The organism is Wolbachia endosymbiont of Rhagoletis cingulata (genome assembly GCF_048537655.1).
Taxonomy (GTDB): domain Bacteria; phylum Pseudomonadota; class Alphaproteobacteria; order Rickettsiales; family Anaplasmataceae; genus Wolbachia; species Wolbachia pipientis.
The window spans coordinates 1391425-1414685 of sequence record NZ_CP175927.1 but is presented as its reverse complement, the minus strand read 5'-3'; the positions used below and the strand labels follow the sequence as shown (position 1 = coordinate 1414685).

Annotated in this window: 19 protein-coding genes, 2 tRNA genes and 1 pseudogene; 7 read left to right on the top strand and 15 right to left on the bottom strand. The window is 34.6% G+C overall.

Annotated elements, in window-relative coordinates; genetic code table 11:
* Nucleotides 1-44: 44 nt before the first annotated feature.
* Nucleotides 45-1409 (bottom strand): pyruvate dehydrogenase complex dihydrolipoamide acetyltransferase, encoded by a 1365-nt coding sequence (locus tag ACJZL3_RS06500; RefSeq protein ID WP_010963079.1) that lies wholly within the window; start codon nt 1407-1409, stop codon nt 45-47.
* A 73-nt stretch (nt 1410-1482) separates the two neighbouring features.
* Here ACJZL3_RS06500 and ACJZL3_RS06495 point away from each other — a divergent pair, with 73 nt between their 5' ends.
* Complete coding sequence (locus tag ACJZL3_RS06495; protein WP_419198753.1) at nt 1483-1971, top strand: SH3 domain-containing protein; 489 nt, start codon at nt 1483-1485, stop codon at nt 1969-1971.
* Here the strand turns inward: ACJZL3_RS06495 and ACJZL3_RS06490 are convergent.
* The 7 genes from ACJZL3_RS06490 to ACJZL3_RS06460 form a co-directional block, all read right to left on the bottom strand.
* Nucleotides 1968-2453, bottom strand: coding sequence for a WBM0748 family T4SS-associated protein (locus ACJZL3_RS06490; RefSeq protein WP_010082090.1), 486 nt, complete (start codon nt 2451-2453; stop codon nt 1968-1970). The two genes, ACJZL3_RS06495 and ACJZL3_RS06490, sit on opposite strands and share 4 nt — an antisense overlap.
* Nucleotides 2454-2573: 120 nt before the next feature.
* The gene (locus ACJZL3_RS06485; protein WP_419198752.1) at nt 2574-5435 is read right to left on the bottom strand and encodes a hypothetical protein; all 2862 of its coding nucleotides are present in this window, start codon (nt 5433-5435) and stop codon (nt 2574-2576) included.
* Nucleotides 5416-7770 (bottom strand): type VI secretion protein, encoded by a 2355-nt coding sequence (locus ACJZL3_RS06480; RefSeq protein WP_419198751.1) that lies wholly within the window; start codon nt 7768-7770, stop codon nt 5416-5418. Before ACJZL3_RS06480 ends, ACJZL3_RS06485 begins: the two co-directional genes overlap by 20 nt.
* Nucleotides 7771-7814: 44 nt before the next feature.
* Nucleotides 7815-8189 (bottom strand): hypothetical protein, encoded by a 375-nt coding sequence (locus tag ACJZL3_RS06475; RefSeq protein ID WP_022626145.1) that lies wholly within the window; start codon nt 8187-8189, stop codon nt 7815-7817.
* Between the two features lie 101 nt (nt 8190-8290).
* A complete protein-coding gene (locus ACJZL3_RS06470) occupies nt 8291-9508 on the bottom strand; it encodes a hypothetical protein (protein WP_038199547.1) in 1218 nt (405 codons plus the stop codon).
* Between the two features lie 122 nt (nt 9509-9630).
* Nucleotides 9631-10659, bottom strand: a complete 1029-nt coding sequence (locus ACJZL3_RS06465) for an NAD(P)H-dependent flavin oxidoreductase (protein ID WP_010082023.1) — start codon at nt 10657-10659, stop codon at nt 9631-9633.
* Nucleotides 10660-10664: 5 nt separating this feature from the next.
* Nucleotides 10665-11186, bottom strand: coding sequence for a cytochrome b (locus ACJZL3_RS06460; RefSeq protein ID WP_010082022.1), 522 nt, complete (start codon nt 11184-11186; stop codon nt 10665-10667).
* An 821-nt stretch (nt 11187-12007) separates the two neighbouring features.
* Between ACJZL3_RS06460 and ACJZL3_RS06455 the strand changes: the two genes are divergently transcribed.
* The 3 genes and pseudogenes from ACJZL3_RS06455 to ACJZL3_RS06445 all read left to right on the top strand — a co-directional run bounded on the left by ACJZL3_RS06455 (nt 12008) and on the right by ACJZL3_RS06445 (nt 14481).
* Nucleotides 12008-13204: a phosphoglycerate kinase gene (locus ACJZL3_RS06455; RefSeq protein ID WP_419198750.1), complete on the top strand. Its 1197-nt coding sequence runs from the start codon at nt 12008-12010 to the stop codon at nt 13202-13204.
* A 49-nt stretch (nt 13205-13253) separates the two neighbouring features.
* A pseudogene (locus ACJZL3_RS06450) lies at nt 13254-14033 on the top strand (EndoU domain-containing protein).
* Between the two features lie 97 nt (nt 14034-14130).
* Nucleotides 14131-14481 carry a diacylglycerol kinase gene (locus ACJZL3_RS06445; RefSeq protein WP_007549043.1) on the top strand — a complete coding sequence of 117 codons (351 nt, stop codon included), beginning with the start codon at nt 14131-14133 and terminating at the stop codon, nt 14479-14481.
* A gap of 11 nt (nt 14482-14492) precedes the next feature.
* Here ACJZL3_RS06445 and ACJZL3_RS06440 read toward each other — a convergent pair whose 3' ends face one another.
* The 3 genes from ACJZL3_RS06440 to ACJZL3_RS06430 form a co-directional block, all read right to left on the bottom strand.
* A complete protein-coding gene (locus ACJZL3_RS06440) occupies nt 14493-15437 on the bottom strand; it encodes an RluA family pseudouridine synthase (protein ID WP_038227940.1) in 945 nt (314 codons plus the stop codon).
* Nucleotides 15428-17125 (bottom strand): hypothetical protein, encoded by a 1698-nt coding sequence (locus tag ACJZL3_RS06435; protein WP_010082004.1) that lies wholly within the window; start codon nt 17123-17125, stop codon nt 15428-15430. Before ACJZL3_RS06435 ends, ACJZL3_RS06440 begins: the two co-directional genes overlap by 10 nt.
* A 61-nt stretch (nt 17126-17186) precedes the next feature.
* Nucleotides 17187-19121: a ComEC/Rec2 family competence protein gene (locus ACJZL3_RS06430; RefSeq protein WP_419198749.1), complete on the bottom strand. Its 1935-nt coding sequence runs from the start codon at nt 19119-19121 to the stop codon at nt 17187-17189.
* Here ACJZL3_RS06430 and ACJZL3_RS06425 point away from each other — a divergent pair.
* Nucleotides 19114-19263, top strand: a complete 150-nt coding sequence (locus ACJZL3_RS06425; protein ID WP_419198748.1) for a hypothetical protein — start codon at nt 19114-19116, stop codon at nt 19261-19263. The genes ACJZL3_RS06430 and ACJZL3_RS06425 overlap by 8 nt on opposite strands.
* Before the next feature lie 169 nt (nt 19264-19432).
* A tRNA-Met gene (locus ACJZL3_RS06420) sits at nt 19433-19509 on the top strand.
* Between the two features lie 3 nt (nt 19510-19512).
* Here ACJZL3_RS06420 and pdxH read toward each other — a convergent pair.
* Together pdxH and mutM are read right to left on the bottom strand one after the other, a co-directional pair.
* Nucleotides 19513-20106, bottom strand: a complete 594-nt coding sequence (gene pdxH / locus ACJZL3_RS06415) for a pyridoxamine 5'-phosphate oxidase (protein ID WP_022626142.1) — start codon at nt 20104-20106, stop codon at nt 19513-19515.
* A 16-nt stretch (nt 20107-20122) separates the two neighbouring features.
* Nucleotides 20123-20938 carry a bifunctional DNA-formamidopyrimidine glycosylase/DNA-(apurinic or apyrimidinic site) lyase gene (gene mutM / locus ACJZL3_RS06410; RefSeq protein ID WP_010963068.1) on the bottom strand — a complete coding sequence of 272 codons (816 nt, stop codon included), beginning with the start codon at nt 20936-20938 and terminating at the stop codon, nt 20123-20125.
* Nucleotides 20939-21185: 247 nt separating this feature from the next.
* Between mutM and ACJZL3_RS06405 the strand changes: the two genes are divergently transcribed.
* Nucleotides 21186-21258, top strand: a tRNA-Thr gene (locus ACJZL3_RS06405).
* Between the two features lie 53 nt (nt 21259-21311).
* Here ACJZL3_RS06405 and ACJZL3_RS06400 read toward each other — a convergent pair.
* Nucleotides 21312-22838 (bottom strand): acyl-CoA carboxylase subunit beta, encoded by a 1527-nt coding sequence (locus ACJZL3_RS06400; protein WP_209452439.1) that lies wholly within the window; start codon nt 22836-22838, stop codon nt 21312-21314.
* A gap of 107 nt (nt 22839-22945) precedes the next feature.
* Entirely contained in the window at nt 22946-23248 is a 303-nt protein-coding gene (locus tag ACJZL3_RS06395; RefSeq protein WP_010963066.1) for a hypothetical protein, read from the bottom strand.
* Nucleotides 23249-23261 lie beyond the last annotated feature (13 nt).

Below are 23261 nucleotides of genomic sequence, written 5' to 3'. Positions count from 1 at the left end.
AATAAAAGTATAAACTTAGAGGTATTAATTTTGTAATAACAATGCTAATAGATTACCGCAGTTTCAATAAGCATCACCAGAGGATTCTCTATATAATGCTTAAAGGCATTTAAAAACTTTGCTCCGAGTGCCCCATCAACTGCTCTATGGTCAACAGAGAGCGTTACTGTCATTATTTCTGCTATTTCTATTTTCTCATTCATAACAATTGGTTGTTTTTTAGATGCACCAACTGCCATAATGCAAGATTGCGGCGGATTGATTATAGCACTGAAGGCTTTTATACCAAACATCCCTAAGTTGGAGATAGTAAACCCTCCTCCTTGAAACTCTTCAGGTTTCAATTTTCCAGATCTTGCTCTGCTTACTAAATCTTTCACTTCTTTTGATATAGATAAAATACCCTTTTTATCAGCATTTTTTACTATAGGAGTAATTAGCCCATCTTCAAGTGCCACAGCGATTGAAATATCTATATTTGAATATCTCAGTATTTTATTATCTATCCACGAAGAATTTATATCAGGAAATTTTTTCATGCTGAAAGCTGCAGCTTTTATGATTAGATCATTAATTGTTACTTTATTGTTTTCATCTGCTGAGTTAATCTCGTTTTTTAACGATATTAACTTATCAACCTGGCAGTCTACAGTTAAATAAAAATGTGGAACATTCTGTTTTGATTCAGTCAGGCGCTGTGCTATCACTTGGCGCATGTTGCTTACTTCAACTATGGTATCTTTCTCAGGACTTTCAGTATGTATACCACTGCCTAAAAACTCCAACACATCAGCCTTAATTATGCGACCATATGGTCCTGTACCTTTTAATTGCTGCACATTAACCCCTTCATTTTGAGCTATTTTCTTAGCTAATGGGCTTATTTTTGTTCTACCTTCTGCATAACCCTCTGTCATCTGAGTAGCTGACACTGGGATCCATTCTTCTTTTCTAGATCCCAGTGTCAAGCACTGGGATGACATTGAGGGGTTGGATTCCAGCGTCACGCGCTGGAATGACACCGAAGAATGACTTATTGGCTTTCCGTTTAAATCTTGGTGTTCTGATTTTTGATTATCAACAGCACTTTTTGTCACTTCCTTTTTAACTGCACTATTGATGGAAGTTGAAGTATAGTTGTTAAGTGCACTTTCATCTTCTCCTTCTTCCAGCATTAAAGCTATTGGTTGATTTACAGGCACGCCACTTGTTCCTTCTGTTACTAAAATTTTTGCTAAAACTCCTTCATCTATAGATTCAAACTCCATTATGGCTTTATCAGTCTCTATCTCAGCAATTACGTCGCCTACTTCAACTTTGTCTTGTTCTTTTTTATGCCACTTTACAATTTTTCCTCCAGCTTTGCTCATTGTTGGTGAAAGAGCAGGCATTAATATTTCTATAGGCATTGATTTTGCATTTAAAGATCTATTCAATTTTTAATTTACTCTTTATCTTATGTCAACCTAATCGTGAATTATGATGAATAAGTCTGTTACACTATCCCTCACGTTATCCCAGTGCGTGACACTGGGATCTTGGTTCAGTACTATTATCCTATTGTTTTTATTATTTAGCCATAGCTTGTTTGCTAACAACTTTGTTTCAACCAAATCAAAGAAGATCAACATGAGAACGGGGCCAGGGTTTCACTATCCTGTAAAATGGATATACACTTGCAAAAATCTGCCCCTGAAAGTGATAGAAGAGTTTGAGAGTTGGAAAAAGGTCTGCGATATAGATGAAGACTGCGGATGGATAAAAGGCAATCTTCTTAGTGATAAGCGCTACGCGATTGTAAAAGAAGATACTTATGGATATCAAAAACAGAGTGTAGACAGCAAGATTACTATGAAAATAGACAAGTTTGTTGTGATGAAGATAGAAAAATGCAACGAAGAATGGTGCTTTCTTTCCACCCCAAAACGCAAAGCATGGGTACAAAAAAAACATATATATGGGGTTGATTAGGTTGACAAAAGATCTGAATTAACACTAGTTTCTGGGCCTTCTGTAGCATGCTCTTCAGATGAAGCAGAGGGTTCTTGAGGCTCTGGAGACTGTACAGGGCTATCACAGAAACTCCTTAACATCTCCTCAGCGGATGAATCTAAAATTTGTACAATAGACTTTTCACTCTGCTCTTTTAGCGATTGATCCACTCTAGAAATCAACTCAGAAAACTCGCTACCTGATTTTTCAGCTTCACTTTTTATTTTACTTTCTATGCTTGCAATATTACCTTGGTCAATTTCTTCTTTTGTTATGTTGAATGACTTTGCAACATCTTGATATCCAATCTTGCAATTTCCACAACCAATTATGCAAAAAGTAATAGAATCAGATATTTCGCTTGCAGCCCAATTATGTATAGTGTAAGCCAAATAATTGTCATGGTATTTAATGCTAAATTGTTGTTCTATTAACTCAGAAATTTTATTCTTTAGAGACATAAAGCACCCTCCTACATTCGTTATACCTTTTTGTTAAGATACAGCAATTACACCATTTACTACATGCTTTACTTTAATTAATTATTAAAACAAGAGCATCATTTCCAGAGCTATATCTTTTTACCTTGATAATTCTTTTTTGACTTCCTCTTTAATTATCCCACTTATATTCACGTTAAGATCCCCTACCCAAAAATCAGTCATAGTTTCAAGATCGTATAGATCCTCTATTACTTTTTTAATAGCAGCATTTATTTCTTCTTCGTCAAATTCCTTTATAATAGGTCTAATCTTCACATACCCTGGAAAGCCTTTACCATAAATTCCTTTGCTTTTATTAATGCAGCCACCTGCACCAGATCTACTGCTTCTCAAACCACTTCCACACTCTACTGTTTCATACTTGATTTCACCATTTTCTATATATGCTATTTGATTGTCTTGTGTAGACTTCAGTTTATCTGCCTTTACAATTTTCTCCTCTAGCTTTAAATCTTGCTTATGAATTACTGTTTCCTCATAACCCTTACCACCGTATGTTCTATACTCACCTCCACCTGCAACAGTAATCAGTTGCTGGCAATGTTGCTTCTGCGAATTGCACATTTCTATGAAAACAGGTCCCCCGTCCTTATCTGAGAAGTTACTTTCCTGGTTACCCCCTCCCTCTGTGACTTGCACCTTAATTATAGGATAATTAGGATCGATTTTCAGTTTAGCTTTAATATAATCTCCTGGCATCCCTACTCTGCTTTCAGTAGAATGGCATTTTTGATTGTCACAGCCACTACCTTGTATATGACCTGCTTCACCACTTCCCCACGCTTCTATTTTAATACGATCAAATTTTATTGATAAGTCATCTGTATAAACATCTTTATTTTTATGATCATAGGATTTTTCATTATTTTTTTCAAGATCTGGTTTCTTATTTTTCAGATGTTCCTTGATTATCTCTTTTAATTTTTCTTTTAATTTCTTTTTGAGACCTTCTAAATCGAACCTACACAATTTATCAGCGTAAAAAACCTCTGTTCTGTTTGCTTTAATCAGTTGATCTTTTAATTGTGTACACTTTCGTACTTCATTTTTTTCATCTCTTAATACTTTACCATCCTTATCTTTACAATCCACTTCCTCATACCTTAAGTAGAATGGCTTATCATCTTCATTTTTATTCAAATATTGTTTTGAACGGCTACACTTTCCATCAAAGCAGATGCAACCATCATCACCTTGCTCACATCCTTCTTTATGCTCTACATCCGTCAATTTGTATACTACTTTCAGTCCTTCACCAGATTTTAATTTTTCGTCTATTTTGCTATCTTTCTTCACACAATAACTGCATTCTTCCTTCTTCTGCTCATTTTCATCAGGGAAGAAAACATACTCTTGCTTATTAAATATTATTTTATCCAACCTCTCTTGAGTTTCTTTCAAAGGGTAAACTATTTCCTTGCTTGGAAGATAATAGAACTGATTTGATTCCTTGGAGTAAACAGCATTGTATTTAGTATATCTTGTTCCCATTAATTTTAGTGGTATTATTTTATTTTCTCTTTTAAGAACAAACTCCTCTGGTTCTGGCTGCCATCCAGAAAGACAAAGCATTTTACTGTTAGAATTTCCTTTATACTTTACTTCTATTTCCGGCTGCCCAGAGTTATTAAATTCACATTGAATAGATTTGTCTTTTAACTTTTTCTCAAAATCATTAAAACTATAAAAACTTCCGCCTTTAGAACATTTAATTTGCACATCAGGAACATAGCCATATTCTTTCAGAACTTTAAATTGTTGCGGATTACTTTCTAATATACCTTCTATAATATTATCAATATTACTATCAGTTGTTTTTGCTACTATTGCTGGTTTTACTACTTTTAAAGATAGGGGGCCAATGTTTATAGGATGGTTGAGGTCAGTATTAACATTAAAAGTACAGGAACCATTACTATAGGTTCCATGTGCTTTAGCACAAGTGCTCTCACTCATCTTCATTTCTACTTTCAATGTATTTGCATTTACTATCTCCACTATCTCAGGTTCTGGAGCAGGTGGTGCAGGAAAACAGCGGATGAACTGTGGATTGTTTTCATCTATACTTTGAGTTCCAAGGTATTCAGCGCAGAGCTTATCTTTTTCTCTATAAGTTTTGAAGTAGTACGTGATGCCATCTTTGTCTAAAATAGAGCGCCACTCAGCTTTATTTTCTCCATACCCTTTAGGGAAATCTAATTTTTCTCCAATCTCTCCGTCTCTTCCTTTCAGATCACCAATGATTACCTTAACCTTAGGATTAAAGTAATCATTGTCTTTATCTGTTATAGGAACAATTCTAACTTGTGGAAGCGACATTGCAAGTTGTTCACAAAATGGAGGGGGGCCAGGTGCAAGTGGAACAGGAGCACATTTTACTGCCGTTTGGTAGCAGGTATCACAGACTTTTTCCATCTCCCCAGGACGGAAAATATTCTCACCCGAAAATACTCTAGAACCCGATGAAGAAATTCCTGACATACAAGCCCCTTTTTGACTGCAAGCACATATTTTAGGAGAGTTAGCGAATCTTCTTTTTTCCTCATCAGTAACACCGTCTGCCCATTCCCATTTAAGACCCCGAGCAATTTCTCCTCCAGCTTTTGTTTTATCTCCTTCCCAGTCGATAAAAGCTGCAGCAGAAACTCCAGCTCCTGTACCTTGCGTTCCATATATCTGGCGGCAGGATTCCCCACTTTGTAAGTCATAACAATAACTTTGTCCATCATAAGCACATACTCTAATTTTGGGATTAAAGTAACCATCAACTCCTTGATCTTTTATTGCTTGCACCTTAATTTCCTTTACCCAATCTCCACCAACTATTGCTTCCCACCAAGTATTACTTTCTACAAATGTTGGACAATCAGCATATCCTTGATACGAAAGACCAAGTATCAAAAAAAATATCAATAAGAAATTAAGCCTTACACTTCTCATAAAATACCGGTAACCACTCATTAACTTCTTCTCCTTTTTCTTTTATTGCCTCATACATATACTTTATAGTCTCTTTGTTAGCTGAAAGTACATGTATTTCTTGCATATCCTTCAAATCCAGATTTAAGGTTACTAATCCTTTGTACTGTTTTATCAAAAATAAACCTTCCTGTGTTGGCGTCTGCAGAATTATATTCAGCTCCTCTTTCGATAGAGAAAATGCCTTCATGTATAATCTATTTGCATTGACGTTCGGCATCAAGATTCTTGTATCAACATGTTTATCTAAATATTGAGTAAATTTGCTAGCAAATGCGAGATTTAAATTCTCAGTACTTAGGATTACTACAACATTTAGTTCCGTCATTCTTTGCATCCAGTTATCAAACTCTTTCTCTGTAGGAAAAATATTACTTATCTCCCATGCTTCATCCAAAACAAGTATTGCAGGCGAGCCATCACATTTTGCCTCAAAAGAATATAAAAAATAGTAAAGTATCACGGACATACATTCCTTTTGTTTTGTAAGGTTTGCGGTGTTGAGAGATATAATTTTTGTTTCCCAGTCAATATCTGATTCATCACCATCTTGAAATAAGTAAGCAAAGTCACCATCGTCACACCATCTACTTATCTTACCCCCAAGGAGCAAGAGCACCTCAGAAATTTGTGAAATAGAACGTGATTCCTTGGGTATAGCAAATATAGAATCCACAATTTTTCTTATCTTTTCTTCTACGTCCACCAAGCTCGTATCGGCTACCATTCTTCTGATCAGTTCAACCAACATATTGCGATTGGAAGCACTATCTTCAATGTTTAGTGGATTAAATTTTAGGCTTTTGTCCTTATATTTTGGATCGATTATGTAATATTTACCACTCACTGCTTTAGTAAAAATTATTGATTTTCCAGTGTTATCCAATATGACAATTCTTGGGTTAAACTTTCTTGATTCTGATAATAGAAAATTAATGAGTGAAGTTCTGCCTGAATTTGGAGCTCCGAGTATCGTAGTATGGCCATTATTTCTTTTTCCATGAAAATTAAAGAAGTAAGGATTTCCTTTTTTTGAAAAAAAAATCATTACCGCTTCTTTCCACCTTCTTCCTTTTAATGTACCTGACGTAAAATCGTGCAGCATAGCAAAGCTGCAAGCGTATTTTGTTAAGATATTTTTCGGTTGCGTAATAAAAGCAAAATTGCCTGGAAGTTGTGCCCAAAAATGACTTTCCATATGTAAATCAGCTCTAAACATCATGAAGCCAACTAATGACATTATAGAAGATAAATCACTAATACTTTCAGCTAACTTATTCCTATCATCTGCAAATATTGTAAAAATAATTTTCTGTTGGCAGAAGTCTATACTAGAGGTCTTTTCAAGCTCTATTATTTCTTCAATTCCTGAGCTTTTAAGTAAGGTATTATCCTCACTAATTTGCAGCATGTTGATTTGTTTTTTAAATTCTTTTATTGCTTTGTTATTACTAGTAAATATCATTATTTCTGTAATGATAAATTCAGATTCAAGCTGCAAGCATCTATCTATATTACCTAAAGAGATTTCCCGGTATTCTTTTATGCTGAAAATAGAGCCAAATTTCTGTTGATTTTCAAATATTGTTTGAAACGTATTGAAACCAAAAGCTATTTTAAAATTTCTAATATATTGCGACAGGTCCCTTTCATGTATTGGATAATCTTTGTGCGTTAATGTAACAATATAGTGGAGAAATTCTATCATTTCAGAATATATTTTACCTTCACTAAACCTTAGACTCAGTTTTTTAGCTCCAAAAGGTCCTAAATCATTTTGAATTACGTCAGTTATCTTTTGCAACTCCTGATGGCTTTCTTGTAAAGACAACTTATGCTTATTCTTTATTCTATTGAAAAAAAACGAATTATTAGTATGCTTGCCAAAATCGCTAAACAATATTACAATGTATAGTTCATTTATATACTGTAATTTACTATCAGTTAGTTTATTAAACCACGTTGAATGTAGGTTGTCAGAGAAGTCTTCAGTTTTATTCCATTTCAAGCTCAGTTTATTGCGCTTTCTAACGGTATGAATCCAAACGGTAAAACACAGGCTATTAATATTTTTTGATATGCTTTTTCTAATTTCAGTTCTGAGGTCGCTGTAGTTATCAACAGAAGAATAATCTTCTAACTTGATTATTTTTAACAATTCTCCCTGTTTTGTTAGTATGGTTTCTTCATCGTAATGACAAGCATAAGGAACAAAATCTAAATCAATGCTTTCTAGTAATGCTAAGTTGTTCTTTTTTTTAAGCTTAGAGTTAACTGTTGGTACTTTTAACTGCATATGCGTATTCAATAAAGATAATTAAAAAAGATAAAAATACTATCTTAATTTTTATCTTTTTTTTCGCTATCGGATTGTAATTTTATATCTTTTGCAAAGTTAAATTTTTCTTTTAAGTAGTCTGTTGCCTTTTCTGTACTACCGAACATCAGGACCAGTACACCAAACATTATCATAAAAAAGATTAGACCTCTGAACACTACTGCAAGTATCACTGCAGCTATACACAACCCTATGATTGTTGAAGGACTCATATTTTCTACAGTATCTTTAACTGAAAATGAAGAAATAAAATTTTTTACCGTTTCTTGTATACCCTTTAATTCATCACTCGCCGAACTTGCTTCGCTAGAATATGATGCAAAAATGAAACTTAATAAGGCTATAAAAACCAAAACTTTATTCAATTGAATGCGCATCAACTAAATACCTTTTAAACATTTCTTAAATATAACAACTTTTATATCAATAGGCAAGAACTGAATTCACTTATCCACTACAAGTAACACATATTTAATTTTTACAGACGTGAACATGCTGTAAGCTCTTTATCATCAACAAGAGGACTCACATTAATGGATGTTAATTTACTTGATAGGAAGTTTGAATGCAATTCAGCTACTGCTGCTATAGCAAACACTGCAGCCATAGCAAGTAGTCCTGCTCCTATCAATCCTGATGTCATTGCTCCTGCAACAATGCACCCTATTGTGGAGAGAGCACAACCTGCTACAAGTGCAACGTGAAGATTTCTGTTATTGGGTTGGTTTTTAAGTAGGATATCTTTCTTAACTTGATCTGGATTTGCTTGACCATCTGAGTTTTCATTTTCTTGCATTTTTGGCTCTTTTTTTACAGTCTGCTCTGGCTGCACTTGAGTCTCGTTTTCTTTTGGGGATTCCAAATTTGATTCTAATAACTCAGTTTTTTCTCCACCCTCTGGTTGTAAGCCATTATCTCCTTCAACAGAGCTCAATGTTGAGTTTAAACTTTCCTCAGATGAAGTGCTTGTTACTAAAGTTAAACTGCTCCTTCTGCTACTTACTGGTGATTTCAAACTTTCTTTACTCGTTCTAGGTGAGTCTATTCCACTATCTGAGTCATTGCCACTACTGAGTTTAGAAGTTTTCTTCTCCTCTATTTCTTTCACAACCTTGCTATATTTTTCAAACACTTCCTCTGCAACATCTGAATTACTAAGTATTTTATTATCACCACTTTTTTTCTCAGCTACATTCAAGGGTGTTTCTTGTGTGTTGTTTTGCTCTTCAATATGTTTTAGCTGCATTTGATCTTCAATATTTTCTTCAACAGCATTTGGTATTGAGCTTACACTGCTGCTCCTGTTAGTAATATCCAAAATTGTTTTTACTATTTTTCCTCTTATTGTTTGTGGTCTTTGTGATTGTTCTCTTTCATTGTTAAATACTGTAGGTACAGCTAGTTCTTCTGATTTTATTACTTCATCTTTCAATGCAGGAAGAAAGTTTTCGATATAATACTTATAATGTTTTTGATATTCCTCTTGTTTTTCTGGTGATTTTTCTAATTGTTCTCTCAGCGATTTTTCTAATTCAGTTAATACCTCAGGACTAGCTCCTTCCTTGAACAACTCTATGCATTTTTTGATAGTTCCATCTCCCTTTTGTGGGCTTCCATATTTATGATTTTCTTTTGTTACCTTTTTGTATATAGTGTCGTGCAATTGTTGGTTAATATCTTTTTTAGAACTTAGCATAGACTCCTCCATACATAACAAAATGTATAGATACCTCTTTAGCGTTAATTTTACATTAAAACTGGGCAATTATGCCATATTATAAATAATTGCGGCAACTTGCTTATTGGAAGGTCGCTTAACTATTTGCTTTCTGGGCTTTCTACTTCTACAGATTTGCTATTAATATGATTCTTTGCTTGTTGAACTAACATATCCACTACTTCTTTTACAGGCTTTTCCTTATCAACCATGCCAACACTTTGGCCAGCCATTAAAGATCCCGTTTCAACATCTCCATCAATTACTGCTCTTCTTAAAGCTCCAGCCCAGAATTTTTCTATTTCAAGCTGCCCATCTTCTTTTGAGATCTGTCCCTTTTGGTATTCATCAATAACTTCTTTTTGACGCTTCATAAAGTCATCGCTTGCTTTGTTGGCTATAGCTCTTACTGGAATTACAGGAAAATCAGCACTTATCTGTACAGAAGGTATTGCATTACGTGCGGCCGATTTAATAAACACTTCCTTAAAATTTTTGTGGGCAATTGACTCATTAGTGCAGACAAATAATGTACCTATTTGACAGCCACTTGCTCCCATTTCCAGGTAATTAACTATCATTTCACCTCTTCCTATTCCACCTGCAACAAACACTGGTATTTGTTCATTTTTAAAATGAGGCAATATCTCTTGTGCAAGAACAGAAGTGCTAACTGGACCTATATGCCCACCTGCTTCCATTCCTTCTATTATTAATGCATCTACTCCCATTTTTACTAACCTTTTCGCAAGGCTTAATGCTGGTGCAAAGCACATAACTTTAATGCCTGCACCCTTGATTTTTTCTATATTAGGCTTTGTTGGCAGTCCACCGGCAAGCACTATATGGCTCACTTTCGTTTCAATACACACATCTATCAACTCACTCAACTTTGGGTGCATAGTAATTAGATTTACACCAAATGGCTTGTTAGTTAATTGCTGCGTCTCTATGATTTCTTTTTTTAGCAAGTCTGGAAACATTGCACCACATGCAATCACACCAAAACCACCAGCGTTTGAGATTGCTGAGACCAAGTTTCTCTCTGAAACCCAGCTCATAGCACCACCCATTATAGCAAACTCACTGCTAAGAAAATCTGTTCCTTTTTTCCAGAGGCTACTTAACATATAACCTATATCATACGTTTAAAAATGTTTTGTTTATCTATAAATGTGTGTTTTAAGGCGCCAAGTATATGTAAGATTATAAAGAGTACCATAAAATATGCAAGCATCGAATGTAGCTCGTTAGCCGTGTTAGCTAGATCCTTGTTTTGATTAATCAACAAAGGGATATGAAAAAAATATTTGATCTGTTTGCCAGAAGCAGAAGACATGACATAGCCAGATAGTGGCATTAGCACCATCAAAGAATATAAACCAAAGTGTACTGCTTTACTTATATTGATTACAAACCGAGAAAAATTTGCTGGAAGTGGTGGAACATAAGTAAAGACGCGAAAAAATATGCGTACTATGATTAATCCAAGAATAGTGATACCGCAAGCCTTATGAATAGCGTATATGTTGAACTTAATTTCATTGCTAAGTGGCAGGCTTTTCATATAAAGTCCAGAACAAAGCATACCGATAATAAAAACAGCCATCAACCAATGGATAACTCTTAAACCTAGGCTATATTTATCGTCTTCCATTTTGATTACCCTAAAGTAGCATTTATATAATAGAAAAACTATTTTTCAATCAAAATCATTAAAGCAATTTAGATTTACCGACAATGTAGCTATACAAATTCGACCCAGCCGGAAGTCAAGGGCACCTAAATCAAGAAACGGATTAAACGAAAAACTTACTTGACAAACTCCGCCAGCCTCCTTATCATGAAACTGAAGCTATTTATCTTCTCTGTACAGATTAAATGACAAAAAAACTCAACGTATCTGGCGTCTCATGTTTAATTTTTTGCACTGTGTGCACTCTATGTCTTTATCAAATTTCTAGGTTTTTACCTATACAAGCTGAAATACGCTTATAAAGCATTTAAAACATCAAAAAACGCCAACTTAAAAAATGGATAGTGAATAATTAGCTACCCTAGGGTTTCTTTTGCCTTTTTTTCTGTTTAGTAAATTTCTTAAATATTTATGACTAAAGGTTAGTTGCATTAAAAAGCAGCTAAATCGCGGTTATTAAGCGTTTAGAATAAAAAAACGCCATACTTGAAAGTATAATGTAAGTAATTAGCCAACCACGGGGCTTCTTTTGCCTTTTTTTCTGTTTAGTAAATTTCTTAAATATTTATGGCTAAACGACAATCGTCATCCCTGTAAAGGTCAAGTATCCCGCTACGTGTTAGCGGCTAAGAGATACCCGGCGGTATGACGGTTCGTGATGGCATGACGATAAGGTTCCAGTGTCAAGCGTTTGGCATGCAAATTTCCTTAAACGTTCGTAAGCTTAAAACTTTACTTTAGATCAAACTGCTGTATAGTGACTTTATAGCTTCAATTTTGTAATGAATATACCTAGTATAGAAAATTGTGATCTTCACAATAAAACCGTCTTACTCAGAGTTGACTTCAATGTTCCTATAAAAGATGGAGAAATTCGTGACGTCACTCGTATTTTGAGAGCATTGCCTACTATTCAGTATTTAGTGAATGCGAGTGCAAAGATTATTATTATATCACATTTTGGACGCCCAAAGGCCAGAGACAATAATCTGTCGCTAAAAAATGTAATTGACACTTTATCGCAGTTACTAAATAAAAAAGTGAAATTCATTGACGATTGCTTTGGTGAAAAAGTACAAAGAGCAGTAAGTGTTATGGATGCAGGAGATATAATATTACTAGAGAATCTAAGATTTTATAAAGAGGAAGAGCAAAGTGACTCAAATTTTGCCAAACAACTAGCATCTCTAGCGGATATATATGTAAATGATGCATTTTCTTGCTCTCACAGAGCTCACGCTTCTATTTCACGCATTACAGAATTTTTACCCTCTTATGCAGGGTTTTGCTTGCAAGATGAGCTAAAGTATCTTGAAAAAGCTGTATCGTTTAAAGCTAAACCTATTACTGCGATAGTTGGGGGAGCTAAAATATCAACTAAAATAAAAGTGCTTATGAAGCTAACAGAAAAGGTTAATTACCTAGTTCTAGGTGGTGCAATAGCCAATAATTTTTTGTCATTTAGCAAAGTAAATATAGGGAAATCTTTCTTTCAAAATGGTGTTGACGACCTTCTGCATAATATTCTTGAAACAGCAAATAAAAACAATTGCAAAATAGTTGTGCCAGAAGACGTTCTGATTGCAGTAAACTCTGATTACAGCACTAGTATTTCAAGAAGAACTGAGTCCATTTTGGACGGTGATATAATTTTGGATATCGGACCACAAACTTTGAGTACAATAAGCAGTATAATAGCAAGCAGTAAGACTCTGCTGTGGAATGGACCTATTGGTGTTTTTGAACATTCAGCTTTTGCAAGCGGTACAATAGGGGTAATGAAAATCGTAAGTGACTTAACGCACAAAGGAAAGTTAACCAGCATAATAGGGGGAGGCGATAGTCTATCTGCAATAAGCGCTGCAGGCCTTGCCGATAAGGATTTTACATATGTTTCCACTGGTGGAGGAGCATTTTTAGATTGGTTAAGTGGCGATGAAATGCCGGGAGTTGCTGCTCTGCAAAAACGATTAGATTAAAACTTTTTTAAATTATTTCTTATAGGCTAGCTTTTTTGTGAACGTGATTATGTCGAAGACAGTTAAACTAATTTTGTGTTTAATAATACCAATAATAGGATTTATTTTTTATATTAAGGATCATTATTTTCACACCGGCTATGTAGAAGAAAATGTTGAAGTCAATTTTGAACCATTTTTCAGTTCACAACCAGCCACCGTTTCAGAATTAACTGACTTCGATAGAGGAGTGTTGAAAGTTTGTGGAGATTGGGGAGCACATCCAGATAAAGAAGATTTCAAAATTTTACTTAGTTGTCCGCAGCATCAAGAAGTAGTGAAAGGAATATATAAGTGATTACGCCAGATGCGGATTTGGAGTTACTTAAAGATGAACTGGCTAACATTTGGTTTACAAATAGTGGAAGTGAAAAAGAAACTATAGGGTTTGGACATATTTTTTGTGGTGAGCCAAACGATAAATTAGGTGGTATGCATTTTGTAGGTAGATATGTTGAAGCTCAAGAGGATAAATGGGCAGTTGGAATCCTGTGCAATGAATCAGATATTAAGCCGCCGGTTTATACATTTGGAATGAAATATTTGGGTAAGGATGGGGAAGTGAAAGTTAAATGCCCAAATGGATACGCATATAACCTTCATGCCGATAATTTCTGCAACTAAGGCGTTTAAGGAATTAGGAAAAGATGGAATGTGTCTATATGAAATGGAAGATGACAATTATCAATCAGTGTTTGTAAGAAAGAATGATGCTATACTCACGTTCTATCCTGACTTAACACCAAAATGTGATGATAAGAGTACTTATTGTAGTTGCGGTAAATCTTAATTTCAAAACCAATAGGGTGAACAAATGATAAAAATGCTATAGGGTGTAGCAAATCTAAATGAGTTAAAATTTTGATTAAAGGGTTTTGTGAATAATAATGAAGAAGGGCATTATTCGTCTAATAAAAGCAATTCAATACTCTTGTGAAGGAATAAAATCAGCTTTTATATCAGAAATTGCGTTCAGACAGGAGTTACTGCTTTTTATAGTATGTGTCTCAATTTTGTTTGTTTTGGATGTAAGTAATCTAGAACGTGCAGTAATGATAAGCAGCCTATTCCTGGTGTTAATTGTGGAAATTGTTAACACTGCTTTTGAAACGACAATTGAGCGTATTTCCAGTGAACAACACATACTTTCAAAAAAGGTGAAAGATCTAGGTAGTGCAGCAGTTTTTCTTTCATTAATTAACTTCCTGATAACATGGATGATAATATTGATAGGTTAATACGAATGTTATTAAGATATGTTGTCAAACTCACCAATTAAAGTTTTTATATCTTGCGGTAAATCAGAGACAAATTCCATGTATTCCTTACTTTTTGGGTGGTATAAGCCCAGTGTATAAGCATGTAGTGCTTGTCTATTGAAATTACGAATGAAACTAGAGTTTTTAGCATATTTTGTGCTTTTACTACTATTTTTTCCATAAACTTGATCACCAACTATGGAATGTCCTATGTGGCTCATGTGGACTCGAATTTGGTGTGTTCTGCCTGTCTCTAAAGTGCATTTAACGAGGCTTACTTGTCCTATAACTTTTTGCACTAAATAGTGAGTGATTGCTAATTTGCCTGTGATTTTTGTTACACACATCATTTCTTTATTACCGCGTTTGGGAGCAATGTTAGTTTTTATCGTGCCTTGCTGAGAAGATAATGTTCCCCAAACTACTGCTAAGTATTCCCGCTTTATTTTGCGATTCGATAACAATTCAGACAAAAAACTATGGGCTGCTTCATTTTTTGCAATTACCATTAGCCCACTAGTATCTTTATCGAGTCTATGAACAATTCCTGGTCTTACATTAAGGTGAGCGATAACTGCGTTCAAAAGCGTATCATTGTTTGTCCCAGCACCTGGGTGCACTGTTAATCCACTTTGTTTACTCAGAACTATAATGTCCTCATCTTCATAGACGATATTAAGTTTTATGTCATAATTAGGCTCAATTGATGTGGATATGTCAGGTTGAACGAGATGCACCACATACTCTTCATCTGGTTTTACTATGTAGTCATTATTAATTATCGGTGTGCCAAGTAATTTCACCTGCTCATTTTGTATCAATCTTTGCGCTTTGCTGCGTGATATGTTGCATTTTTCAGCTATATAGGTGTCTAACCTTAATTTCTCTTTATCATTATTAACACTTAAGGTTATTATTGAGTAATCTATAGTGATTTACCCCGCGCCATTTCCCATGCTGCTTGAACATTTGGGTCTGTAAACATTGTTGCACTAGACTCAATTTGCAGATCACCTTGTTTTTTAATATGGCAAATTGTTTGAGAGCCATCTTTCCAGTAGATTGTAACTTTATTATCAAAATCTCGTAATGTTGCCTCAACCTTTTTTTCTTTATTATCTTTTTCTTCCAGCTTAATAGATTCTAATAAATAATATAAGAATTCACTTGGTTTGCCGTTGATTTTTTCTTTCCATTCATCTGTTTTTTCTTGTTCAGATTTTTTTTGCTCTAACTTTTCCTTCTTTTGCTGCAGCTTATTTTGTTCTGCTTCCAGCTCTAACTTTCTAACTGTGTCACGTAGTTCTTTGACTTTATTTTCTAATACTAATAATTTATTAGTATTATTTCCATTGTTAGCTTCTAAATCAGGCGTACTTGGTTGAGCTTGCTTCTTTTTTATTTCTTCTAATTCATTCCTTACTACGTTTAATTGCTCCTTCAATTCCGTTTTTTCCTCTTCTGTATCCTCTTTTAACTTTTTTAGCATGCTAAGGAACTCGTTATTATTAGACTGCGTAGTTGATTGAAGCCAGCCTACAAAGCGGCTTGGTTCAAATCGTTCAATTTTATCTTCAGCAATTTTAATAGCATTCTCTAACCTAGAAAAAGTACCTTCAATATCTAGTGAATGTGCTTTTTTTGTCAATTCTTTAGTGTTGTTTAAAACTTCTGAAATTTCTGCATGTAGCCAATCTAAATCTTTTTTGATGTCTTCTCTGATTTTTTTTAGGTGATCAAGCGTTTCTTTAATGTTAATATTTGCAGGCTTTAAAAGACTATTATCAAGTAAATCGCAAGCTTTTTTAAGGTTACTGTCAAATGAGTTGCAAAGCGGACTAAGTAGTTTTTTCATTAGAGATATTAGTTCATTTTCCCTTTTACCAAGCTTATTTTCTACTACTGATACAACCATGCCCTTTCCAGACCAGTATGGAAATAGAAGACCTAAAGAACTGTGTTTTCTAATAGTATGATTTTCATGATCCACGCTATTACTTATTAGATTGCTAAGTGTTGATATGATGCATAAAAGAATAGCGACTAATAAAGCTATTAATATTATTGGAGCATTAATGGATTGTGATATTGCTGAAACTACTATAATAGTACCAAATACATATGATCCAGTAAACAAGAGAATCCTATTTCTATTTTCTGCTTCTATATCTTCTAGTATTTCTCTCTGCGTCTTAGAAATTGGTAAAACTATTGAAAGCTTTTCCCCCTTTTTATCTAAATTTGTTACAATTTCAATTTTTTTAGCTTCTTGAGCAATCTGGCTGTACTGTTCATCAACTTGATAGTTTCCTATTTTTTTATCTATTTCATTCTCTTTTATTTTTTGTGTATTTATAAAGTTTATAACAGCAGTAAATAAGAGAACTATAAGAGGAATAAAGGCAAGAGGTGCTGGCGTGAACGCAAACCCAGCAATACTTACTGTAACAGGCTGAATAGAAAAGGCAGTAAATGCTATAAGAGTAGCAATGGTACTTGCTATCGATATAGTACCAGAATACTTTCTTATAGAGCTCAAAATTCTACTGGGCTGGTCAGAAAGTTTTCTAAATCCTAAAAAATCAAAATAGTCTTTGAAAGGATCTTGAGTGTCTGTAACCATAACATTTTTCTAGTTTAAACTTATTTAGGTATACGTTAACCAAACCTTAAAATCAAGTTTCTTAATTTTTCAACATGTGCCAAGGCCTATTGGAGCGCACTGTATTAATCTTTACGTAACGATTTGTTAACCAAACAGAATGTGTGCCATACGTTTCTAGATCAGCATGTTTAATAATTTTAGCGTTGCAAGCTGAATAGTCGAATTCACTTAATTGAATTGTTAAATCAACTTTATCACAATTTTCTGAAATATCTTCTTTTTTATAAGCTAGCAGCACTAATTTATTATTTCCTTTATTATATATGCAGCCATAATCGTTACACTTTAGCCTTTTATCTGAGTTATTGTATTTTTTATGATTCAAAATTTGGTTCTGCCCATTTTGCTTCGCCCATGTTTTGACAACAAAGTTCCTATTTTTTCTGGTGAGAGAATATAGTAAGTTATCACTCTCCTTTGCAGCAACATTATCAGCATTTATCAAGATATCAGGAGTTCTATACATAGCACTAGAGAAAATACCCAGCACAATAAAGAAAATTCCGAAGAAACGCCAATTTCTTTCCCACAAGCACAGCCACAATAACCCAAATGTTATTATAATAATTGATGAGGCAGGAAAAGTACGAATGGGAATAACCAAATACTGAAGACTAGCGATTGCATTTGTTATATACAAAATGCTGTCAATTGGGCGCTCTATAAATGGCGCTATAATCCATTCAACACCCAAAGGAATCAACAAAACATAGATTATTCCAAGTGGAATAATAATTAATGTAACTATTGGTATAGCAACTAAATTTGTGATAATGCCACTAATTGAAAAATAATTAAAATTATATATCGTATACGGAACAGTTGCTAAACTTGCTATTACTGAGCTGATCATTATCGACACAAAATATTTCATTATTTTTATTTTGAACAACTTATTAGCATTAATTTGATAACTGGCAACCAGTGCCAAAACAGCAGAAAATGACATCTGAAAGCCAGGCTTTAAAATTGCTTCTGGTTCTACTGAGAGTATCACTGAAGCAGCAAACGCAATTGCTATTAACCCTCGATATTTTCTCTCTATCATTATTGCAACGAGTACTAAAATCACCATAATGTAGGCACGCTGAGCAGAAATTTGCATACCGGTAATCAATAAATAAAACGTGGTTGGCAAGATAGTAAGGAATGCAGATATTTTCTTGGTGTTATACTTAAGAGTCAAAGTTTCAGATATTGCGAATAAATTACGAAACACTACAAAAAACAGACCAGCAACAAATGATAAATGCAAACCAGATATGGCAAACAAATGTGCTATACCTGAATCTCGTATCGCGTCCATAGTTTTTTGATCTATGCCATCTTTTTTACCGATCAGTAATGCAGAGATTATATCCGCATGTGGTTTTTTGATATTTTGCTGCAGGTTTTCATAAATGTATTGACGGAAAGATTCTATATACTCTAGAAATTGCCTTGCTTCAGCCTTTTTGTGTAGGGCTATTTTGCTTGTTGCAAAACCTGTTGCACTTATTTTCTGGTAATATGCTATTCTTGCAAAATCGTATGCATACTCCGAAGGTGCAATCTTTAGAGGGAAGAGTTTTGCTGATAATTTTACTTGATCGCCTATTTTAATGCCTTTTTCCACTTTGGTTCTAACTGATATTCTGATGTTATCTAGAGCTCTATCCGGTGTCATTCCAGCGCGTGACGCTGGAATCCATATCTTTTTTTTCTGGATCCCAGTATCAAGTACTGGGATGACAAAAGGGGGCACTGGGATGACAAAAGGGGGCGCTGGGATGACAGGAGAGGATTTTGAGATAGTAGGGGATTTTTCAACAGAAAGCAGAAATTGTTTATATGAGCCCCTGTCGTTAATATCCTTCACTGTGGCAACGATATTTTTTACATACCTCTCTTTATCAAGAATTTGAGTATCAACTAAAGCTGTTCTTAATTTACTGGCTGTAAATCCTATGAGCACTGCAATTAAAGCAATGCATAATATTGCGTACTTTCTGTATAATATTGCAATCAAAATTAGTGTGGGTAAAAGCAAAAGAAAAATAGATATGCAGCTTGGTTCAAAACTTAGGGAAAAATATGTTAAAATTCCTGCACACTGAAGAACAGGAAACCACAGTATCAAGTTATATTGTTCATTGCGCAGATTGTTACGTATATAACTAACTATTATGTCAAGAAAAGTTAATAAGTGTGTCGATATTTGCATGTGGTGAAATTTTATTTTTCTTTTTTCATTATTTGTATATATAATAACTAAATAAGCAACGACGCGGGATGGAGCAGCTCGGTAGCTCGTCAGGCTCATAACCTGAAGGTCGTAGGTTCAAATCCTACTCCCGCAACCATTTTTAAGGATATAGTTGTTCCACTTTCCAATCGCTTCCCTCAACAAGAGTGTATCTAAATCTAATATGCTTCCTATATTCACCTTCTTGCCAAAATTCAATTACTTTTGGGATTACGCAAAATCCCACCCAAAAATCAGGACGAGAAACTTGTGTATTGTGAAATTCTTTTTCCTTCAATTTTATAGCTTGCTCAAAATCTTGCCAATCTTTCAGAATGCTCGATTGTTTTGAGCACCATGCGCTAATTTGACTACCCAGCGCTCGAGAAGAGAAGTATTTGTCAGTTCTTTCATCGTTTAGAAGTTTAACCTCTCCTTCAATTCGCACTTGCCTAGCAAATTCTATCCAATGAAACACTAACGCAGCTTTGGGGTTCTCAGTCAATTCTTTCCCTTTTTTACTGTTTACGTTAGTGAAAAACACAAAACCTTCTTTGCTATATTCCTTTAGTAATACCACTCTTGCAGATGGAATACAGTCTTTGCTACAAGTTGCTAGCGTCATTGCAGTTGGTTGTTCACACGGAGAATTAAGTACTGCTTTGTACCACTTTGAAAACAAATCAAATGGATCTTTTTCAAGTGAAAATATCATATCAAAAAATAAAATCTTAATTCTGGCACGCGTTGCAAAAATAAGTGCTACGGCCATTTTGTCGTATAAGTGTTATGATATTATTGCAAATCTTGCAAGGTTTTTGAACTTTACCATATACGTAAAAGTTATTTTGAAAGTATCCAGCAGATCCAGATGGCTGTGCATAATCTTTCAGTGTTGAACCACCTGCAGCAATTGCATCACTCAGAGTATTTTTTATTTCAGCAGCAAGTTTTTCGCACTCTCTATAGGTCAAGTTTTTTGCTGACCTGAGTGGTGATATACGGGCTCTAAACAAGCTCTCAGAAGCATATATGTTGCCTACGCCAACTATTGATTTATTGTCCATTAACGCTGATTTGATATTCACTTTTTTGTTTTTCAGCAACTCCTGTAAATAGTCTCCACTGAATTCATCCGTGAGGGGCTCTATTCCAAAATCGCTAAAAAAATCCGTTTCTTGTTCTTTATTTAAAACGATAACTAATCCAAATCTTCTTGGGTCATTAAAAATTATTGAAGTATTGTCAGAAAATAAAAATACCACGTGATCATGCTTATTCCGCATTTGATCGTGGTCAGCATATATAAGCTTTCCGCTCATGCCAAGATGTATGATTACAGCCACACTACCATCTGTATTCCAGATGGTATACTTACCTCTACGCTTGATGTTGCGTATGACTTTGCCCTTTAGCATATCATCAATATTTTTTGTTATTGGGGCACGTAAATTCCAATTATTCACTATAACATTACTGATTTGCTTGTTTTTAATTTTATCAAGCAAAAAATTAGAGATTACTTCCACTTCCGGTAGTTCTGGCATGATACCTCCTTCAAAACTTAAGTTTCTGATGGTAATTTTGTCGTTCTCAAATACATTCGAGTATTCTGCGGTGCTTTCTCCTAAAAATTCCTCACCACAAACGAGTTTTGAAAGGGTTCTCTGTCTACTCTGTTGCTGCTTTTTTCTTTTCAAAATATTTTGCTTTAAAGCTTTCGCTAATCTTTTTTTCTCCTCTTCTTTTTCCTTATTCTTTTTTGTGTTATTCATTATCATAATATATAAACTTGCCGTTGTAGCTCAGGTGGTAGAGTACGTCATTGGTAATGACGAGGTCCCAAGTTCGAGTCTTGGTAACGGCACACTGATTATACTTATAATATTGCATAACTTGTAAGCAAGGCTTAGAAGAAAGTTACAGAGGTAAGTTGTCATGCTTTTTCCATATCCTTTCTACCTTCTTGTTTTTGAGTAGCTCTAATGCTTTACAAAAGTGATACCTTGTTTTACTTGGCACTATAATGTCATCAATGTATCCATATGATGCAGCAAAAAATGGGTTAGCAAATTTTTCTTTATATTCTTTAATTAACGTTTGCTGATCTTTTTCGTGTCGAAATATAATCTCAACTGCACTTTCAGGGCCCATCACAGCTATTTCAGCAGTTGGCCAGGCATAATTTATATCACCTTTTAGATGTTTCGAATTCATAACAATGTATGCACCACCATACGCTTTTCTAGTGATAAGGCTAATTTTCGGCACGGTCGCTTCAGCGTAAGCGTAAAGCAGTTTCGCTCCGTGTTGTATTATATTATTGTATTCTTGATTTGTACCCGGCAAAAATCCTGGAACATCAATAAGTGTGATGATCGGAATGTTAAATGCGTCACAAAACCTTACAAACCTCGCAGCTTTTCTTGAAGAATCAATATCCAAACATCCTGCAAGGTGCATAGGTTGATTTGCAACAATACCGACAGTATTTCCTCCAATTCTACCAAAACCAGTTATGATATTACGAGCAAAATCAGGTTTCAGTTCAAAGAAATTCCTTTCATCACAAACTTTTTCAATGAGTTCATACATATCATAAGGAGTATTAGGATTGGTAGGAATTAGAGTGTTTAAGGATTCATCAATGTCGTCAACATCATTACAGATTGGTGCAGATTTTGGTGATTCTTGATTATTTGCTGGTAAGAAAGTAAAGAATTCACGCATTTTTAGCAGCATTTCAACATCATTATTGAATGCAAAATCCGCTACTCCTGTTTTGCTTGTATGAATTTTTGCTCCACCGAGGTCTTCGAAACTTACATCTTCGTAGGTAACCTTTTTTACTACATCTGGCCCGGTTATAAACATATATGAACTGTTTTTCACCATGAAAGTAAAGTCAGTTAATGCTGGGGAATAAACTGCACCTCCTGCACATGGGCCCATAATTAAAGAAATTTGTGGTATAACACCCGATGCATTTACGTTTCTTTGAAAAATTTCTCCATAACCAGCAAGAGAATTTACTCCTTCCTGAATTCTGGCTCCACCAGAATTATTTAGTCCGATAATTGGAACTCTGGCATTAATTGCCATATCCATAATTTTGCATATTTTTTTTGCATGTGACGCACCAAGTGAACCACCAAAGACAGTAAAATCCTGAGAATAAACAAAAACTTTTCTGCCATAAATAGTACCATGACCAATCACTACCCCATCACCTAAAAAATTAGCATTTTGCATGCCAAAATCATTTGCATGATGTTTTACGAATTTATCGTATTCTGCAAAAGAACTTTCATCGAGCAATATACTGAGCCTTTCTCTAGCAGTTAATTTCCCTTTTTCATGTTGTTTGGTAATCCTGTCAGAACCGCCTCCTTTTTCAGCTTCTAGTGCTTTGGTTTTTAGATTTTCTAGTATTTTAAAGTCTTGCATACAATAAAGTAGTTTTCAAATTAGTTGTAGACTTTATTAAGTTTACAAACCCTACTAACTATACACATACACTATTGCTATATGCAACAATGTATGTATGATAATTGTTAATGCTCTGGTGATTCATGGTCACTACTTTGAAAATGTTGCGATGTGTCAACTCTTTTCATATTAGAAAGAGGTGGACTAACTGCACTGCTTTTCGTTTGTGCAAAACTTTTAGCAGCTTCAACAACCTTGCTTATACGAGGTTCTTTTTCTAGCTCTTTTAGGTACTTTGAGAAGATTTCACAACTTTTGTCATCCATATGTACCATTATTTTACCAAAACTTTCAGCTTTTTCAGAAGATAAAATCATTTCGATCTTTTCATCGCCTACCCTAAAGGTCATTTTTACTTTGCCTTGCATATCATGATATTGC

Excerpts from the sequence above, each read along its gene's own strand:
- ACJZL3_RS06485 (WP_419198752.1), bottom strand. The coding sequence starts at position 5,435 with ATGAGAAGTGTAAGGCTTAATTTCTTATTGATATTTTTTTTGATACTT.
- ACJZL3_RS06455 (WP_419198750.1), top strand. The coding sequence starts at position 12,008 with ATGAATATACCTAGTATAGAAAATTGTGATCTTCACAATAAAACCGTC.
- ACJZL3_RS06500 (WP_010963079.1), bottom strand. The coding sequence starts at position 1,409 with ATGCCTATAGAAATATTAATGCCTGCTCTTTCACCAACAATGAGCAAA.
- ACJZL3_RS06395 (WP_010963066.1), bottom strand. The coding sequence starts at position 23,248 with ATGCAAGGCAAAGTAAAAATGACCTTTAGGGTAGGCGATGAAAAGATC.
- pdxH (WP_022626142.1), bottom strand. The coding sequence starts at position 20,106 with ATGATATTTTCACTTGAAAAAGATCCATTTGATTTGTTTTCAAAGTGG.
- ACJZL3_RS06400 (WP_209452439.1), bottom strand. The coding sequence starts at position 22,838 with ATGCAAGACTTTAAAATACTAGAAAATCTAAAAACCAAAGCACTAGAA.
- ACJZL3_RS06495 (WP_419198753.1), top strand. The coding sequence starts at position 1,483 with ATGAATAAGTCTGTTACACTATCCCTCACGTTATCCCAGTGCGTGACA.
- ACJZL3_RS06460 (WP_010082022.1), bottom strand. The coding sequence starts at position 11,186 with ATGGAAGACGATAAATATAGCCTAGGTTTAAGAGTTATCCATTGGTTG.
- mutM (WP_010963068.1), bottom strand. The coding sequence starts at position 20,938 with ATGCCAGAACTACCGGAAGTGGAAGTAATCTCTAATTTTTTGCTTGAT.
- ACJZL3_RS06425 (WP_419198748.1), top strand. The coding sequence starts at position 19,114 with ATGAGCACTGCAATTAAAGCAATGCATAATATTGCGTACTTTCTGTAT.
- ACJZL3_RS06435 (WP_010082004.1), bottom strand. The coding sequence starts at position 17,125 with ATGGTTACAGACACTCAAGATCCTTTCAAAGACTATTTTGATTTTTTA.
- ACJZL3_RS06490 (WP_010082090.1), bottom strand. The coding sequence starts at position 2,453 with ATGTCTCTAAAGAATAAAATTTCTGAGTTAATAGAACAACAATTTAGC.
- ACJZL3_RS06465 (WP_010082023.1), bottom strand. The coding sequence starts at position 10,659 with ATGTTAAGTAGCCTCTGGAAAAAAGGAACAGATTTTCTTAGCAGTGAG.
- ACJZL3_RS06445 (WP_007549043.1), top strand. The coding sequence starts at position 14,131 with ATGAAGAAGGGCATTATTCGTCTAATAAAAGCAATTCAATACTCTTGT.
- ACJZL3_RS06480 (WP_419198751.1), bottom strand. The coding sequence starts at position 7,770 with ATGCAGTTAAAAGTACCAACAGTTAACTCTAAGCTTAAAAAAAAGAAC.
- ACJZL3_RS06470 (WP_038199547.1), bottom strand. The coding sequence starts at position 9,508 with ATGCTAAGTTCTAAAAAAGATATTAACCAACAATTGCACGACACTATA.
- ACJZL3_RS06475 (WP_022626145.1), bottom strand. The coding sequence starts at position 8,189 with ATGCGCATTCAATTGAATAAAGTTTTGGTTTTTATAGCCTTATTAAGT.